General features: G+C 66.6%; 13 protein-coding genes and 1 tRNA gene. 11 read left to right on the top strand and 3 right to left on the bottom strand.

The genetic code is table 11. The annotated features are described in order from the left end of the window. Nucleotides 1-114: 114 nt before the first annotated feature. On the bottom strand, nt 115-711 hold the full coding sequence (locus ACNI14_RS06730; protein ID WP_420519185.1) for a DUF1349 domain-containing protein: 597 nt from the start codon (nt 709-711) through the stop codon (nt 115-117). Between the two features lie 232 nt (nt 712-943). Here ACNI14_RS06730 and ACNI14_RS06725 point away from each other — a divergent pair, with 232 nt between their 5' ends. The 8 genes from ACNI14_RS06725 to ACNI14_RS06690 all read left to right on the top strand — a co-directional run bounded on the left by ACNI14_RS06725 (nt 944) and on the right by ACNI14_RS06690 (nt 9,107). Next, nucleotides 944-1,987 (top strand): LacI family DNA-binding transcriptional regulator, encoded by a 1,044-nt coding sequence (locus ACNI14_RS06725; RefSeq protein ID WP_420519184.1) that lies wholly within the window; start codon nt 944-946, stop codon nt 1,985-1,987. Nucleotides 1,988-2,225: 238 nt separating this feature from the next. After that, a complete protein-coding gene (locus ACNI14_RS06720; protein WP_420519183.1) occupies nt 2,226-2,933 on the top strand; it encodes a cupin domain-containing protein in 708 nt (235 codons plus the stop codon). A gap of 62 nt (nt 2,934-2,995) precedes the next feature. Continuing rightward, nucleotides 2,996-4,030 carry a substrate-binding domain-containing protein gene (locus tag ACNI14_RS06715; protein ID WP_420519182.1) on the top strand — a complete coding sequence of 345 codons (1,035 nt, stop codon included), beginning with the start codon at nt 2,996-2,998 and terminating at the stop codon, nt 4,028-4,030. A gap of 64 nt (nt 4,031-4,094) precedes the next feature. Then, a complete protein-coding gene (locus ACNI14_RS06710; RefSeq protein WP_420519181.1) occupies nt 4,095-5,609 on the top strand; it encodes a sugar ABC transporter ATP-binding protein in 1,515 nt (504 codons plus the stop codon). Beyond that, nucleotides 5,602-6,645: an ABC transporter permease gene (locus ACNI14_RS06705; RefSeq protein ID WP_420519180.1), complete on the top strand. Its 1,044-nt coding sequence runs from the start codon at nt 5,602-5,604 to the stop codon at nt 6,643-6,645. The genes ACNI14_RS06710 and ACNI14_RS06705 overlap by 8 nt, the downstream gene beginning before the upstream one ends. Before the next feature lie 41 nt (nt 6,646-6,686). Then, nucleotides 6,687-7,676, top strand: coding sequence for an ABC transporter permease (locus ACNI14_RS06700; protein WP_420519179.1), 990 nt, complete (start codon nt 6,687-6,689; stop codon nt 7,674-7,676). Continuing rightward, complete coding sequence (locus ACNI14_RS06695) at nt 7,676-8,737, top strand: DUF4432 family protein (RefSeq protein ID WP_420519178.1); 1,062 nt, start codon at nt 7,676-7,678, stop codon at nt 8,735-8,737. The genes ACNI14_RS06700 and ACNI14_RS06695 overlap by 1 nt, the downstream gene beginning before the upstream one ends. A gap of 52 nt (nt 8,738-8,789) precedes the next feature. Continuing rightward, the gene (locus ACNI14_RS06690) at nt 8,790-9,107 is read left to right on the top strand and encodes a DUF4190 domain-containing protein (RefSeq protein ID WP_420519177.1); all 318 of its coding nucleotides are present in this window, start codon (nt 8,790-8,792) and stop codon (nt 9,105-9,107) included. A gap of 59 nt (nt 9,108-9,166) precedes the next feature. Here ACNI14_RS06690 and ACNI14_RS06685 read toward each other — a convergent pair. Next, a tRNA-Ser gene (locus ACNI14_RS06685) sits at nt 9,167-9,257 on the bottom strand. Nucleotides 9,258-9,319: 62 nt separating this feature from the next. Beyond that, nucleotides 9,320-9,802 (bottom strand): tRNA adenosine(34) deaminase TadA, encoded by a 483-nt coding sequence (gene tadA / locus ACNI14_RS06680; RefSeq protein ID WP_420519176.1) that lies wholly within the window; start codon nt 9,800-9,802, stop codon nt 9,320-9,322. Between the two features lie 72 nt (nt 9,803-9,874). Here tadA and upp point away from each other — a divergent pair, with 72 nt between their 5' ends. The 3 genes from upp (at nt 9,875) to ACNI14_RS06665 (ending at nt 14,949) form a co-directional block, all read left to right on the top strand. Then, entirely contained in the window at nt 9,875-10,516 is a 642-nt protein-coding gene (gene upp / locus ACNI14_RS06675) for a uracil phosphoribosyltransferase (protein ID WP_420519175.1), read from the top strand. Nucleotides 10,517-10,915: 399 nt separating this feature from the next. Beyond that, a complete protein-coding gene (locus ACNI14_RS06670) occupies nt 10,916-13,939 on the top strand; it encodes a ribonucleoside-diphosphate reductase subunit alpha (RefSeq protein ID WP_420519174.1) in 3,024 nt (1,007 codons plus the stop codon). 23 nt (nt 13,940-13,962) lie between these two features. Next, nucleotides 13,963-14,949, top strand: a complete 987-nt coding sequence (locus tag ACNI14_RS06665) for a ribonucleotide-diphosphate reductase subunit beta (RefSeq protein WP_420519173.1) — start codon at nt 13,963-13,965, stop codon at nt 14,947-14,949. Nucleotides 14,950-15,061 lie beyond the last annotated feature (112 nt).

The following is a 15,061-nucleotide window of genomic DNA, read 5'->3' as shown; positions in this document are numbered from 1 at the left end:
GTGCGCGCTCGCACGAGCGAACCCGCGGTGTTCACGTGCGCCGGCCACGGTCGCGCAGATCAGTTCAGCCGGCACTCCTCTTGCCTCTGGTCCTTCACGCTCGTTCCCGGCGGCTCACTCTCCGCTGCGAGGATCCGTGAGCCCGTGGGGGTGAAGCGTCAGGTCCGAGAATCGAACGTGGCACCCTTCGCCCATCGGCGACTGAGCAACCACACCGATCTCGACCGGCCCATGTGTGGGCAGGGAGAAGATTCTCAGCAGCTCCCAGGAGGCCTTGTCGGTCGACACGTGGAATGCGAAAGTCTCGGCATCGCGGCTGATTCGCATCCACGCATCAGCTCCAGGGAGCGTCCACCCGTTGGCGTCGTCCGAGAGGCCTCGCGTGACGACGGAGACAGCCGTCGGTGCGCCATCGACCGATTGCTCGAGACAGAGCTTCGCCCAGTGGCTCTCATCGGCGCGGACCAGCAGAGCGCCAGCGTCGAACGTTGACCTCAGGCCGGCGTGCACTCGGGCAGAGAACTGGAAGCTCGGCTCGTTCACCACGCGCGTGACGACCGCTGCTGACGCTTCGGCGTGTCCGCTTCCCGGGTCCGTGAACAGGTCGGTCATCGCGCCCGACGTGATCTCGACGCCGCTGTCGTTTGCGCGCGCAGACTCGCACGCCGCGATGGATTCCGCGGAGAAGAAGGGCGGCAGTTCTGCGGTCATCTCGTCTCCCATGTCATGGCCCAAGGTGTGGGCCACCTTCTCATACGCCGTGTCGCGAATGCCGCGAGAGCATTGGGCGGGACGCTACGCCCTCGGGGGCCGACGATGTCAGGCGGTAGGATTCGACCCGTCTTCCCTGGATTGGACGTCGTCGTCACACCGGGGAACCATCCACACTGGTGGCGCGGCGAGCGCTGGAGCGACGACACGACGGACGGGGGCAGGTGCGGTGGTGAGCGAGCCGAACCCATTGACGCGACCTGCTCGTGCGCCGGGGGTGCGGGATGTCGCAGCACTCGCCGGCGTGTCGGTCGGCACGGTCTCCAATGTCCTGAACAACCCGGATCGGGTCGTGCCAGAGACCCGCGACCGGGTGGAGGCGGCAATGCTGTCTCTCGGATTCGTCCCGTCAAGGGCTGCAGGGCAGCTGCGCAGCCGTCGCTCAGAACTGATCGGCGTGGTGATCCCCGACGTGGGAAACCCGTTCTGGGCATCGGTGCTCCGTGGCATCGAGACCGTTGCCGACCAAGCCGGACTGACCATGGTGGTCGGGTCGACTCACCAGGACTCTGATCGGCAGGTTCACCTGCTGCGAGTCCTGGAGAGCCAGGGCGTCGACGGGCTGGTGATCGCCCCGATCGCGGACCGAGGCGGCGAGTGGGCGACATTTGAGAAGCGACGATTCGGCGTGGTCTCGCTGGAGCGCCCGGCAGGGTCTGGCGGTTCATGGGTCAGCTTGGACAACGTGGAAGGCGCCCGGCTGGCGATGAGTCACCTGCTGGATCAAGGGCACACGCGAGTGGCGCTGGTGAACGGCCCCTCGTCGATCTCCTGGTGCGCGGAGCGCAGCGAGGGGGCGAGTCGAGCGGTGATCGAGCGGGGACTGGACCCCACCAAGGTGCTGGTCGACGTGATCGTGGACGACCTCACCGTCGAACATGGCGCCGCCGCCGTCCGGGGACTGCTGGGGGACCAGCAGGTCAGCGCGATGATGTGCGTGAACGACATGCTTGCCCTCGGCGCCTTGCTCGCCATGCAAGAGCACGGGGTCAGTGTCCCCGAGGACGTGGCCTTGGTCGGCTACGACGACGCTGACTTCGGCCCTGCGCTCAACCCGCCACTGACGACAGTGAGACAGCCGGGGTTCGAGATGGGCACGGCCGCCGCGCGACTGTTGGTGCTGACACCCGACCGCCAGCCAGGGGAGCACGTCGAGTTCGAACCCAAGCTCATCATTCGTCGCTCGAGCGTGCGTCAGGCGAGCGAAGCGCTCTGAGGCGGCGGTGACCGAGTGCGTGGGGGCGGGGGCTGACATGCATCGACGCCCAGCCGTGACCAAACCGTAATCCGGCACCGTTTGACATCGGCGTTCGCGCAACTGCATGATTGAACCGGTTCAGGATGAACCGGTTCAAGACAGACGCACCCGCCTGAGGGTCGTCGCCCGCGACATTTCCAATGAGGGAGCTGCTGTGACACGTGACCACGTAACCCGCCGTGAATACGACGAGTGGATGAACGAGGCAGCCAGCTTGGCTCTCGCATTGCGCTACCCGCTCACGCCAGACATGGTCAACGACAGCGCGGGGATCATCTTCGGAGACGATCAGTACGAGGCATTCGAGCGCGGGCTGTGGTCGCGCGATCCTTACGAAGCGATGGTGATCTTCGAGTCGCTGAACGAGGCCGCAGTGGATGGGCTCCCCGTCGATGGCGCTGCTCATGCGGAGTATGGCGGGTTGTGCGACAAGTTGATGATCGTGCATCCCGGCAAGTTCTGCCCACCCCACTTCCACCAGCGCAAGACCGAGAGCTACGAAGTCGTGATGGGAGAGATGGAGGTCTTCTATTCCCCGTCCCCCGCCACGGTGGGAGATGAGGACGTGCTCGAGTTCCGCCCGATGCCCGCCGGAGAGGCGTGGCCGGAGGGAGTGGCGTTGCCGTCAGGTCGCGAGGATTCGTACGCCGAGTTGACCAGCTACGTTCGTCTGCGCCCGGGAGACCCCAAGTTCGTGATGCACCGCAAGCACCTCCACGCCTTCCGGTGCCCCGCAGACTCGCGGGTGCCGCTGGTCGTCCGCGAAGTATCGACGTTCAGCCACGAGCCCACGGAGCACGCCCACGACAAACCTGCCCCATTGCCCTCCTGGGCTGGCCTGCACGACAACGCCTTCGTCGCGCCGGCCGCGAACTCGGGTCGCCTCGCCACCGTCATCCGCTGACGACTCCATATCCACCACGATCCACACCCACCCACCGCACCACCCATCAAAGGAGATAGAAGATGCGCAAGTTCCCCGCAGTCGCGATCGCCGCGGCCACTGGAATGCTGCTCACCGCCTGCGCAAGCGGCGCCGATGAGCCTGAGGACACGTCCGGGTCCGCCACTGGCGGCTCCAGCACCGAGGTCGAGTTCGAGGCCAAGGAGCCTTTGACCATCGGCTACTCGGTATACGACCTGCAGAACCCCTATTGGCAGTCGTATGCCGCAGGCGTCGAGGCCGCAGGCGAGGAGGCAGGAATCGAGATTCTGGTCGCCGATCAGAAGTCGGATCAGCAGGCGCAGGTCTCGGGCAGCCTCGACCTGATCAACCAGGGAATCTCCGGTCTCATCATCACGCCGGTGCAGCCGTCCGCGCTCCCTGAGTCGATCGACGCGGCACACGCCGAGAAGATCCCGGTCGTCATTGCCGACATCGGCACCGCCGGCGACTACGACGCCTACATCCAGTCGAACAACACCGAAGGCGGCGCCCTTGCCGCCGAGTACATCATCGACGAACTGGGCGACACAGACGGGCCGCATCAGGTCGGTGTCATCGAGCTGCACGCAGGCTCCGTCGTCGGGGAGGAGCGGGTCGCGGAGTTCGTCTCCACGATCGAGGCTCACGACAACTTCGAGATCGTGTCGAGCCTTGACGGCGAGGACACCGTGGACGGCGGGTTCGCCGCCGCTCAGGACATGCTGTCGGCCAACCCGGACCTCGAGGTCATCTACGCCGCGAATGACGCGTCAGCCATTGGCGCACAGCGGGCCATGGAGACAGCAGGCAAGTCGGTCCAGGACGGGTTCTACCTCATTGGATTCGATGGCTCGGACGCGGCGCTTGATCTCATCGAGGCCGGTGACATGAGCGCGACCGTCGCGCAGGACCCCTATGGTCAGGGTGTGGAAGCCGTGGAGACGATCCTGGCGCTGCTCGAAGGCGACTACTCGGGTTACGACGACGAGGCGACGAAGACCATCTTCTTCCCGGTCGAGCTCGTCACCAACGACAACCTTGAGGACTTCCGCGCCTCGAGGTCTGCTCAGGACTGAGTCCGCAATGACCGGGGTGGGGCGCACGCCTCACCCCGGTCTCACCGGTCAAGAAGGGACGTCAATGTCTGCTGTGCTGCACGTCGAGGACGTGGTCCAGGAGTACCCAGGTGTGCGCGCGCTGAAGGGCGTGTCGCTGGAGGTCGGTGCTGGCGAGGTGCTGGGCCTCGTGGGCGAGAACGGCGCTGGCAAGAGCACCTTGATTCGCATCGTCGGCGGGATCGAGCAGCCCGTGAGCGGTGAGATTCGAGTCAACGGTGAGAAGAGGACCTTCCATGGTTCGGCTGACTCGCAGGCGGCCGGCATCAGCGTCGTGAGCCAGGAGTTTCGACTCATTGGCGAGCTGTCCGTCGCAGACAACGTCTTCCTGGGCCATGAGCTCACGCGCACTGGTGTGATCCGCGCATCCGAGACGCGCCAGCGCACTCAGGACATCCTCGATCAGCTCGGCCTCGACCTGGACCCCGACCGAGCAGTTGCCTCGCTCACCGTCGGTGATCGGCAGATGGTCGAGATCGCACGGGCACTGTCGCGCGACTTCGACATCTTGATCATGGACGAGCCGACAGCGGCGTTGAACGGCGAGGAGGTCCGCAGGCTGCACGAGATCGTCCGCAGGCTCGCCAGCCAGGGCAAGGCCCTCATCTATGTCTCACATCATCTCTCCGAGGTGTTCGACATCTGCGGCAGTGTGGCCGTCCTTCGTGACGGCGAGCTGGTCGCGCACGCCCCGACCAGCGAGCTCGACGAGCCGCGTCTGGTCGAGCACATGCTCGGTCGCAAGCCCGAGGCGTATGAGCGCGACACCGAGGTCGTGGCGACGTCGGACGCTCGCCTCGAGGTCAACGAGCTGCGCGTTCCGGGGCTGCAGGTCCCGTTCGATCTGACAGTTCACGGCGGGGAGATCCTTGGCCTGGCAGGCCTCGTGGGGTCCGGGCGCACGGAGGTCACGCGTGCCCTCTTCGGAGACCTGCCGTCAGCCGGCACGGTGCGAGTCGATGGCAAGCCGGTGCGGCTGCGTAACAGCCGCGAGGCCATCCGCCATGGAATCTTCATGCTCAGCGAGGACCGCAAAGGCGGCGGAATCCTGCCTCACCTCGACGTCACCGAGAACGCGATGGTGTCGCGAGACCGCTCCGCCCTACCGCTTCTCGCCAGGTTGGTGCCAGCCATCCGCGACGAGCGTCGTCAGTTCGAGCGACTGCGTCGGGACATGCGCATCCGCGTGCCGCACGGACGTCAGCTGATCGGAAACCTGTCAGGCGGTAACCAGCAGAAGGTACTCCTCGGGCGCGCCCTCTTGTCGGGCTGCGCGGTGCTCGTGCTCAACGAGCCCACCCGCGGTGTCGACGTCGGCGCCAAGGTTGACATCTACCAGTTGATCCAGGAGCTCGCAGCGTCCGGCGTCGCCATCATCGTGTCCAGCTCGGACGCACCCGAGATCGCTGCGATCGCGGACCGTTGCGCCGTGTTCTTCGCGGGACGCAAGATCGCCGAACTGCGCGGCCAGGACGTGACAGAGCAGAACATCGTCGGCGCGTCCGTCGGCCAAAGCGCAGAGGAGTCCACTCATGCCTGAGCCCACCATCGCCACCACGGCGGCAGAGTCTCTCGTGGCGGACGAGCGCGCGAGATCAGCGGAGCGTGCCCGCCGAGCCGACAGCAGGCGCCGCCTTCTGCAGAACGCCGGTGTCGTCATCCCCTTCGTCATCGTGCTGCTCATCGGGCTGTTCGCGGTGCCGAACTTCGCGTCGTCCTCGAACGTCACCAACATGTTGGTCAACGCGGGCATCCTGGCCATCGTCGGCTTCGGCATGACCGTCGTGATCGCCATTCGGGGCATCGACCTGTCGGTCGGTTCAGCCCAAGCTCTCGCGGCGTGCGTCGCTGCGGCGACAGTGAACGCGGCCGGTCCTGTCGCTGGAATCGCGGCGGGAATTGCGGTCGGAGTGGGACTCGGGCTGTTCAACGGTGTGCTGGTCAGTCACCTCAGGGTGCCGGGCTTCATCGCCACGCTCAGCACGCTCAGCGTGTTCCGCGGCCTGGTGCTCCTGTTCACGGGCGGCGCCCCCATCATGATCGTCTCCTCGAACTTCAAGTCCGTGGCAACCGCGACGCTCCTCGGGATCCCGGTGCCCTTCATCCTTGCCGTGATCTTCGGACTCCTCGCCTTGTTCGTTCTCGACCGCATGCGCGTGGGCAAGCATGTCGTGGCCGTAGGAGGGAGCCCCGAGTCGGCGGTCGACTCAGGGATCAGCGTGCGGCGCGTGCAGCTGCTTGCGTACCTGGTCTCCGGCGCATCGGCCGGAGTCGCCGGAGTTCTCCTTGCCAGCCAGCTCGGCGCGGTGAATGGGTCGATCTCGTCCGGACTGGAGCTGCAGGTCATCGCGATCGTGGTGCTCGGCGGGACGAGTCTCGCCGGGGGACGGCCGCGCATCATCGGAACGTTCGTCGCAGCGCTGCTTCTGTCAATGATCAACTCGGGCCTGAACCTGCTCAATGTCCCGTCGTTCTACCAGTACGTCGCTCTCGGCGCGCTGCTCGTGTTCGCGCTCAGCATCGACGGCGTGCAGCGCGCAGCCGTCAAGCGCATGCTCCAGGGGAGGCTCTCGTGAGGAACAGTCAGATCGCACCTGCCAGGCCCAAGACTGGGAATGTGCTGACCGGGGAAGAGGCCCCGGCCAAGACCAGCCGCGGCGCCTACATCCGCACCGTGCTCTCGCAGCAGTATCTCGTCGTCGTCCTGATAGTGCTCTGCATTGCTGTCGGTTGGGCCGCGCCCTCCTTCTGGGGAGTCGGAAATCTCTCCAATGTGCTGTTCCAAGCATCGTTCGTTGGGCTCGCGGCCTGTGGCATGACACTTCTCATCGCCGGCGGGCTGCTCGACCTCTCGGTGGGCGGGGTGATCGCCGTCAGCGCGATCGGCGTTGCGACGGTCCTTCCCAGCACGACGATCGGTGCCGCCATCGGCCTTGCGCTCCTGATCGGCGCGGCCCTCGGTCTGCTGAATGGCCTCCTGGTGACATACCTGCGCATCGCTCCTTTCATCGCGACGCTCGGAACGCTCTATCTGTTCCTGGGCCTGGCGTTCATCTGGACCTCGGGCGGCGTCGTCGCGATCACGTCGAGCAACTACCGCGCCACCACGACAGGCACGGTCGGATGGGTGCCCATTCCGTTCCTGGTGCTGGTGGTAGTGGCATTCCTGACGTATCTGCTGCTCAAGCGCACGTACTTTGGCCGTACTCTCCGAGCCTTCGGGTCGAATGAGCACGCGGCTAAGCTCGCTGGGCTGCCAGTCAATCGCGCCAAGGTCGGCGTGTTCATGATCGCCGGGATGTGCTTCGCACTCGCGGGAGTCTTCATGGCAGGACGCCTGTCCTCGGCAGAGGGCAACATGGCGATGGGCTTCGAGATGAACGTCATCGCTGCGGTCGTGGTCGGAGGGACTGCGCTGAGAGGCGGCCGCGCGACCTTGGTAGGAACCATCGTCGGGTCAGTGCTCTTCGCCGTGCTGGCCAACTCCTTGAACCTGTTGGGGGTGGCCTCCTACTGGCAGTACGTGCTCACCGGCACGGTCCTCGCGGCGGCAGTCGCGGTCGGCGCGCGGCGATCTGGCGCCGGAGAGGTCCGCGGGGCGAGCTGATGGGCTTTGGCGCTGACTCCGCGCCGCTCGATCCAGAGCTGACTCGCTTGCTCGGTGCGCCCGATCAACTCGTCTCAGTCGAGCGACTCGTCCGCGAAGAGGGGCCCGGTAGGGGCTCACCCATTCTTGTCGTTCGCAATCCGCGTGGCGTCTCGTTCGAGGTGCTGATCGACCGAGCCTTGGACCTGGGCTGGGCCGACGCGAAGGGACTTCCACTGGCATGGAGGGCGCTGCGCGGCCCTGTGGAGTCTTCGCGCTACGAGCCCCATGGGTTCGGGTGGACGCGCACCTTCGGCGGTGGGCTCCTCTCGACCTGCGGCCTCTCCGCGACCGGAATGCCGTCGGAGGTCGAGGGCGTCCACCACGGCCTTCACGGCCGTGTGGGCCACATCCCTGCCGAGAACGTGCGGTGGGGCTTGGTGGTCGATGGAGCGGACCTGAGCGTCGAGATCACGGGGGACGTGGTCGAGGCGGCCTTGGGGGGACCGTCCTTGCGGCTCAGGCGACGCATCGTGGCCAGCACCGTGCAACCGACGCTTCGGGTCGAGGACACGGTCACGAACGCGGGACACTCCCCGGCAGGGCACATGTTTCGCCATCACCTCAACCTGGGCTACCCGCTGGTAGGCCCAGGCTCGACGGTCGACGCGACGGCCGAGCCGGTGGGCGAGCGAGACCGGGCCTCGGGCGCCCCCACGACCCTGCCGTGGGTGCTGGACGTCGCATCCTCTGCAGACGAGCGCGAGACGGTGCTCTATTGCGCGCCCTTCTCCGGGCCGCGAGCCACGGTCAGCGTCACGTCGCCCGACGGTGCGTGGTGCGAGATCGAGCAGTCCACAGCCACATGGCCCCTCCTCGTCCTCTGGCGGGATGCGCGCCCCGGCGTGAACGTGCTCGGCGTGGAGCCGTCGACCTCCCGGGATGGTGGCCGAGCACAGGCGGAGCACGACGCTGAGGTCATCTGGCTCGGACCTGGCGAGTCTCGTCACTACACGACCGTGGTTCGTGTGGGGCTCGGAGACACCGCGAGACCAGCGCCGTCGTTGCGCAAGAGTGGATGAGCACGTGGGAGCAGCCGCCCCGCCCCCATCCTGAGCAGTACGCTCGGGAAGCATGACCGACCCCGCCCCTGAGCAGCAACTCCGGTACCCGTCCCACCCCGACGCCACCGCCCCTGCACCCACCAACATGCTCGCCGTCATCTCGCTGGTGCTGTCCATCCTCGGCGGCGTTGGCGTGCTGCTCATCGTGGGCTCCATCGCCGGCATCGTCACCGGCCACATTGCCCGCCGGCAGGCGCGCGAGCGCGGCGAACAAGGCGAAGGGGTGGCGAAGGCCGGCGTGATCGTGGGATGGGTCGGCCTGGCGTTCATGGTGCTCACCATCACCGGGCTGCTGTGGTGGAACTCCATGGCGGCCGCCGTGGCCTAGCCCAGGAACGACGAAAGCCCCGGCCCCTGCATCGCGCAGGGGACTCGGGGCTCTCGATCTGGCGGTGACGGTGGGATTTGAACCCACGGTACGGGGTTACCGTACACAGCATTTCGAGTGCTGCACCTTCGGCCGCTCGGACACGTCACCGCCGACGAGGATACCTGTCGCGTGCCCTCTCACCCAAATCGCGCATCGGCCGCCTGCCGCGGTCAGCGCCTGGCCTCGAAGAATGCGGACAGCAGTGACGAGCTCTCGGCGGCCCGGACTCCCGAGATGACCTCCACCTTGGCGCCGATCCGCGCGTCCCGCACCAGGTCCCACTGCGAGCCCGTCGCGCCGGCCTTCGTGTCCCACGCGCCGATGACCAGTCGTGGGATGCGGGCGGCGAGCAGGGCGCCCGCGCACATCACGCACGGTTCGAGAGTGACGACCAGCGCGCAGCCGTCGAGCCTCCACGTGCCGCGCGCGGCCGCGGCCTCTCGCAGCGCCAGCACCTCGGCGTGGGCCGTGGGATCGTGCTCGATCTCGCGGCGGTTGTATCCGCGCCCCACGACTGTGCCGTGAGCGTCGACGACGACCGCGCCCACGGGCACGTCCCCGGCGGCCGATGCGGTCGCGGCCAAGGCGAGCGCCTCGCCCATCGGCTCGCTCCAGTCGGCGCGGTCCCAGCCCGTACGGTCCGTGTCGCTCACGCTGCCAGGCTACCCGCGCATCGGCCTGACGCGGCTGGGGTGCGGGGCGCCTGAGCCCGGTAGCCTTGAGCCATGCAGCTCCACGTCGCGGACCACCCGCTCATCCGCCACAAGGTCACCGTCCTGCGGGACAAGCGCACCCCGTCGCCCACGTTCCGCCTGCTGGTCGACGAGCTCGTCACCCTGCTCGCGTACGAGGCGACGCGTCATGTGCGCGTGACGGAGTGCGAGGTGGAGACGCCGCTGACGTCGACGACCGGCACCAAGATCGCGGATCCGGCTCCGCTGATCGTGCCGATCCTGCGCGCGGGGCTCGGCATGCTCGACGGCATGACCCGGCTGATCCCGAGCGCCGAGGTGGGCTTCCTGGGGCTCAAGCGCGACGAGGAGACGCTCGAGGCGGTCACGTACGCGAACCGGCTCCCGGAGGACCTGACGGGCCGGCAGGTGTTCCTCATCGACCCCATGCTCGCGACGGGAGGATCGCTGGTCGCGGCCATCGAGTACGCGCTCGAGCGCGGTGCCACGGACGTGACCTGCGTGTGCCTGCTCGCGGCGCCCGAGGGGATCGATCACGTGCGCGTGTCGCTCGGCGACCGTGCCGACGTGAAGGTCGTGGTCGCGCAGGTCGACGAGCGTCTCAACGAGGTGGGCTACATCGTGCCGGGACTGGGCGACGCTGGCGACCGCCTGTACGGAATCGTCGACCTGTAGCCCTGCCGATCCGCGCGGCCTGAGGGCCGCGTGTACTGCGCTGTCGGGCGCCGATGTCGGACCCCGGTGACACGCTGTCGTCGTGGACGAAATGGCCGAAGAGACGAGTCTTCCCCAGACACGCCGAGGGGGTGTGGAGGACACGCCGCGTTGTCCACAGCGTTTGCACAGGGTTATCCACATGACCACAAGATGTGGTGTCAATCACCCCGAATCACCCCCATATCTTGTTGCACACCGGTGTAATTCGGGTTACTGTCGTCACACGCTTCGCGCTCTTGACGGGTCCCTCGTGAGGGATTCCGCCCCGGCCCCAGCACCACTAATTTCAGCACCACACCACGAGGCCGCAGGCCCGCAGTACTGCTCGCACAGCAGCTTGAACGCAAGGGGAGAATCGTGACCATCACAGAGAACTCGGCCCAGTCCGGCGTCACCGGCGACGTCGTGGCAGAGGCGGTGGCGGAGGCCAACCCCGCCCGCTCCGGAATTCACGTCACCAAGCGTGACGGCACGCGCGAGCCGTACAACGCGGACCGCATCAACAAGGCGATCGAGCGTGCCGCGGAGGGCCTGCCCGACCAGATCTCGATCACCACGCAGATCGCGTCCGAGCTCGCGATCACGCTGTTCGACGGCATCACCACCGAGCAGCTCGACGAGGCCGCCATCGGCGTCGCGGTTCAGAACGTCAAGGACGACCCCCACTTCGACACGGTCGCGGCGCGACTGCTGCGCAAGGTGATCTACAAGCGTGTGCTCGGAGGCTACGAGTCCAACCTCGAACTGGCGCTGCTGCACCAGGCGCGCTTCCCGGGCTACGTGCGTGACGCAGTCGAGGACGGGCTGCTGGACGAGCGCCTCGAGTCGCTCTTCGACCTGGACGCGCTGGCGGCCGCTCTCGACCACGAGCGTGACGATCTGCTGAAGTACATCGGCACCGTCACGATGCGCAACCGCTACATGATCACCGACCGCCACGGAAAGGCGCTCGAGGTCCCCCAGTACTTCTGGATGCGCGTGTCGATGGGCCTGTCGCTGAACGAGGCGAACCCCACCGAGATGGCCATCAAGTTCTACGAGAAGATCTCGGCTCTCGACTACCTGCCCGCCGGGTCGACCCTGGTGAACGCCGGCACCTCGTACCCGCAGCTGTCCAACTGCTTCGTGATGCAGATGGAGGACGACATCGAGCACATCGCCAAGAGCGTGCGCGACGTGATGTGGCTGACGAAGGGCACCGGCGGCATCGGCCTGTCCGTGACCAAGCTGCGCTCCGAGGGCTCGCCCATCAAGTCCAACAACACCACCTCCACCGGGCCCATCCCGTTCATGCACACCATCGACTCGACCCTCCGGGCCGTGTCGCGCGGTGGCAAGAAGTTCGGCGCGCTGTGCTTCTACATGGAGAACTGGCACATGGACTTCGCGCAGTTCCTGGACCTGCGCCAGAACTCCGGTGACCCGTACCGCCGCACGCGCACCGCCAACACGGCCGTGTGGATCTCGGACGAGTTCATGAAGCGCGTCGAGGCCGATGACGACTGGTACCTGTTCGACCCGGCCGAGGCCCCCGACCTCGTCGAGCTCACCGGTTCGGAGTTCTCCGCGAAGTACGCCGAGTACGTCTCGCTCGCTCAGGCCGGCAAGATCCGCAGCTTCAAGAGGATGAAGGCGCGCGAGCAGTACAAGTCGATCCTCATCATGCTGCAGACCACCTCGCACCCGTGGCTGACGTGGAAGGACACGATCAACAACCGCGCCCTCAACACCAACACGGGCACGATTCACCTGTCGAACCTGTGCACCGAGATCTGCCTGCCGCAGGACCGCGAGAACATCGCGGTGTGCAACCTGGCGTCGGTCAACCTGTCGGAGCACTTCGTCAACGGTCGGATCGACTGGGACCGCATGGAGAAGTCGACGCGCCTCGCGGTGCGCCAGCTCGACAACCTCGTCGACATCACGCTGTCCTCGGTGCCCGAGTCCGAGCACGCGAACCGTGAGAACCGCGCCGTGGGCCTGGGCGTCATGGGCTTCACCGACCTCACCGAGCGGATGGGCCTCGCCTACGAGTCGGAGAAGGCGTACGACCTCATCGACGAGATCATGGAGTTCGTGTCGTACCACGCGATCGACGCCTCGGCGGATCTGGCTCGTGAGCGCGGCTCCTACTCGAACTTCGAGGGGTCCGGCTGGTCTCAGGGCAAGGTGCCGTTCGACACGATCGCCGAGGCCGAGGCCGACCGCGGCGTCGAGATCGAGGTCAACCGCACCACCCGCCAGGACTGGGACGTCCTGCGCGAGAAGGTCAAGGGCGGCATCCGCAACGCGACCCTGATGGCGGTCGCGCCGACGGCGTCGATCGGCCTGGTCGCCGGTACCACTCCCGGCTTCGACCCGCAGTTCTCACAGATCTTCTCCCGCGCCACCTCGTCGGGCAAGTTCCTCGAGGTCAACCGCAACCTGGTCCGCGACCTGCAGGAGCTCGGGCTGTGGGAGCAGCTCCGGGACCAGCTGCTCGAGGTGCAGGGCGACCTGTCCCAGCTCGAGGATGCTCCCGATCACCTCAAGGAGGTCTACAAGACCTCGTTCCAGCTGTCGCCGTACGCCTTCATCGAGGTCGCGGCGCGTGCGCAGAAGTGGATCGACCAGGCGATCAGCCGCAACATCTACCTCGCGGACCGCGACGTGGACAACATGATGGAGCTGTACTCGGCGGCGTGGAAGCGCGGCGTCAAGACCACGTACTACCTCCACATGAAGCCGCGTCACACGGCGGAGCAGTCCACCGTTCGCGTGAACAAGACGGAGAAGATGAACAAGGCGAGCTCGGGCGGGTCCGGTGGCTCCGCCGGCGGACCGTCGCGTCGAGGCTTCGGCGCCCGCAAGAGCGCCGGTGCGTCGAACGCTGCCAGCACTGCCACGGCGGTCGTCGAGTCCGCAGCGCCGGCCGACGGGGCGGCGGCGCAGTCCGCGCCGGCGGCTGCCCCTGCCAAGAGGGGCTTCGGCGCGGCCGCGGCGAAGGCCGCCCCCGCATCGGCTCCCGCGCCGGCGGCCGAGTCCTCCGCTCCGGAGGCTCAGGCAGCGAAGCCCGCCATTGCGACGGCACCGGCCTCGGTCCTTGCTGCGGTGTCGAGCCAAGCGTTCGCCCCCGCACCGGCGGAGAAGCCTGACGTTCCGCCGACGTCGCTGCCGGAGCCCGCCGAGGCGCCTGCAGCCACCGGAGCACTCGAGACGGGCGCTGCGTTTGCGCCCGAGGGCTCGACGGTGCTCAATGTCTCTGAAGGTCCGAATGTCACTGAGGACGCCCGCAGTACTGACGGGATCATGGCGTCGCCCACCGGAGACGCGGAGGTCGTCGGCGGAGTCGCCTGCCCCGTGGACCCGATGGAAGCGCTCCAGTGCGAGTCCTGCCAGTAGTGCTGGCAGAGAGGAACTGAACAATGGCCATTCTCGGCACCGGCATCCAAGACGGACTGCTGCTCAAGCCCATCACGTACCCGTGGGCGATGGACCTGTACAACCAGGCCGTCGCGAACACGTGGTTCCCCAACGAGATCCAGCTGGGTGAGGACCTCGCGGACTTCAAGAAGATGACGGATGAGGAGAAGCACGCCGTCACCTTCCTGATGTCGTACTTCAACCCCAACGAGCTGCTGGTCAACAAGGCGCTGGCGTTCGGCGTCTATCCCTACATCAACGCCCCCGAGTGCCACCTGTACCTCGCGAAGCAGATGTGGGAAGAGGCGAACCACTGCATGTCCTTCGAGTACGTCCTCGAGACGTTCCCGCTGGACCGCGATGAGGCGTACAACTCCCACGTGGACGTGCCGTCGATGGCCGCCAAGGAGGAGTTCGAGGTCAACTTCATCCGTCGCATGACGGAGGAGACCCTCGACATCTCCACCACCGAGGGCAAGAAGGACTTTGTCCGCAACCTCGTGGCGTACAACATCATCCTCGAAGGCATCTGGTTCTACTCCGGCTTCATGGTCGCGCTGTCGTTCCGCCAGCGGAACCTGCTGCGCAACTTCGGCTCGCTCATGGATTGGGTGATCCGGGACGAGTCGCTGCACCTCCAGTTCGGCATCAACCTGATCCTCACCGTGCTCGAGGAGAACGAGGACCTCCAGGACCCGGACTTCGCCGACGAGATCCGCCAGATGATCATCGACGCGGTCGAGATGGAGGAGGCGTACAACCGCGACCTCCTGCCCAAGGGCATTCTCGGGCTGAACTCGGACTACGTGAACCAGTACGTCCGCTACCTCGCGGATCGCCGCCTCGAGGAGCTTGGATTCGAGCCGTACTACAACGTCTCGAACCCTGCGAAGTGGATGGCGACCGCGAACGACACTCTTCAGCTCGTGAACTTCTTCGAGGCGACCAACACCTCGTACGAGGTCAACGCGCAGGCGACCAAGAGGTAGACAGCGCTCGCGCAGATCGAGAGCTATGGAGCGGCGGCCCCGTGGCGTGCTGGGACGGATCGTCTCTCGCGCCACGGGGCCGCCGCTCTTCTGCGTCGGCGCGGTCGTGGGG

Source organism: Demequina pilifera, from assembly GCF_048814985.1.
Classification (GTDB): Bacteria; Actinomycetota; Actinomycetes; order Actinomycetales; family Demequinaceae; genus Demequina.
This window is presented reverse-complemented; position numbering and strand designations above follow the sequence as displayed.

Bases quoted from the DNA above. Each gene is read 5' to 3' on its own strand.
- ACNI14_RS06665 (WP_420519173.1), top strand. From the start codon at position 13,963: ATGGCCATTCTCGGCACCGGCATCCAAGACGGACTGCTGCTCAAGCCC.
- ACNI14_RS06715 (WP_420519182.1), top strand. From the start codon at position 2,996: ATGCGCAAGTTCCCCGCAGTCGCGATCGCCGCGGCCACTGGAATGCTG.
- ACNI14_RS06690 (WP_420519177.1), top strand. From the start codon at position 8,790: ATGACCGACCCCGCCCCTGAGCAGCAACTCCGGTACCCGTCCCACCCC.
- upp (WP_420519175.1), top strand. From the start codon at position 9,875: ATGCAGCTCCACGTCGCGGACCACCCGCTCATCCGCCACAAGGTCACC.
- ACNI14_RS06705 (WP_420519180.1), top strand. From the start codon at position 5,602: ATGCCTGAGCCCACCATCGCCACCACGGCGGCAGAGTCTCTCGTGGCG.
- ACNI14_RS06720 (WP_420519183.1), top strand. From the start codon at position 2,226: ATGAACGAGGCAGCCAGCTTGGCTCTCGCATTGCGCTACCCGCTCACG.
- ACNI14_RS06710 (WP_420519181.1), top strand. From the start codon at position 4,095: ATGTCTGCTGTGCTGCACGTCGAGGACGTGGTCCAGGAGTACCCAGGT.
- ACNI14_RS06695 (WP_420519178.1), top strand. From the start codon at position 7,676: ATGGGCTTTGGCGCTGACTCCGCGCCGCTCGATCCAGAGCTGACTCGC.
- ACNI14_RS06730 (WP_420519185.1), bottom strand. From the start codon at position 711: ATGACCGCAGAACTGCCGCCCTTCTTCTCCGCGGAATCCATCGCGGCG.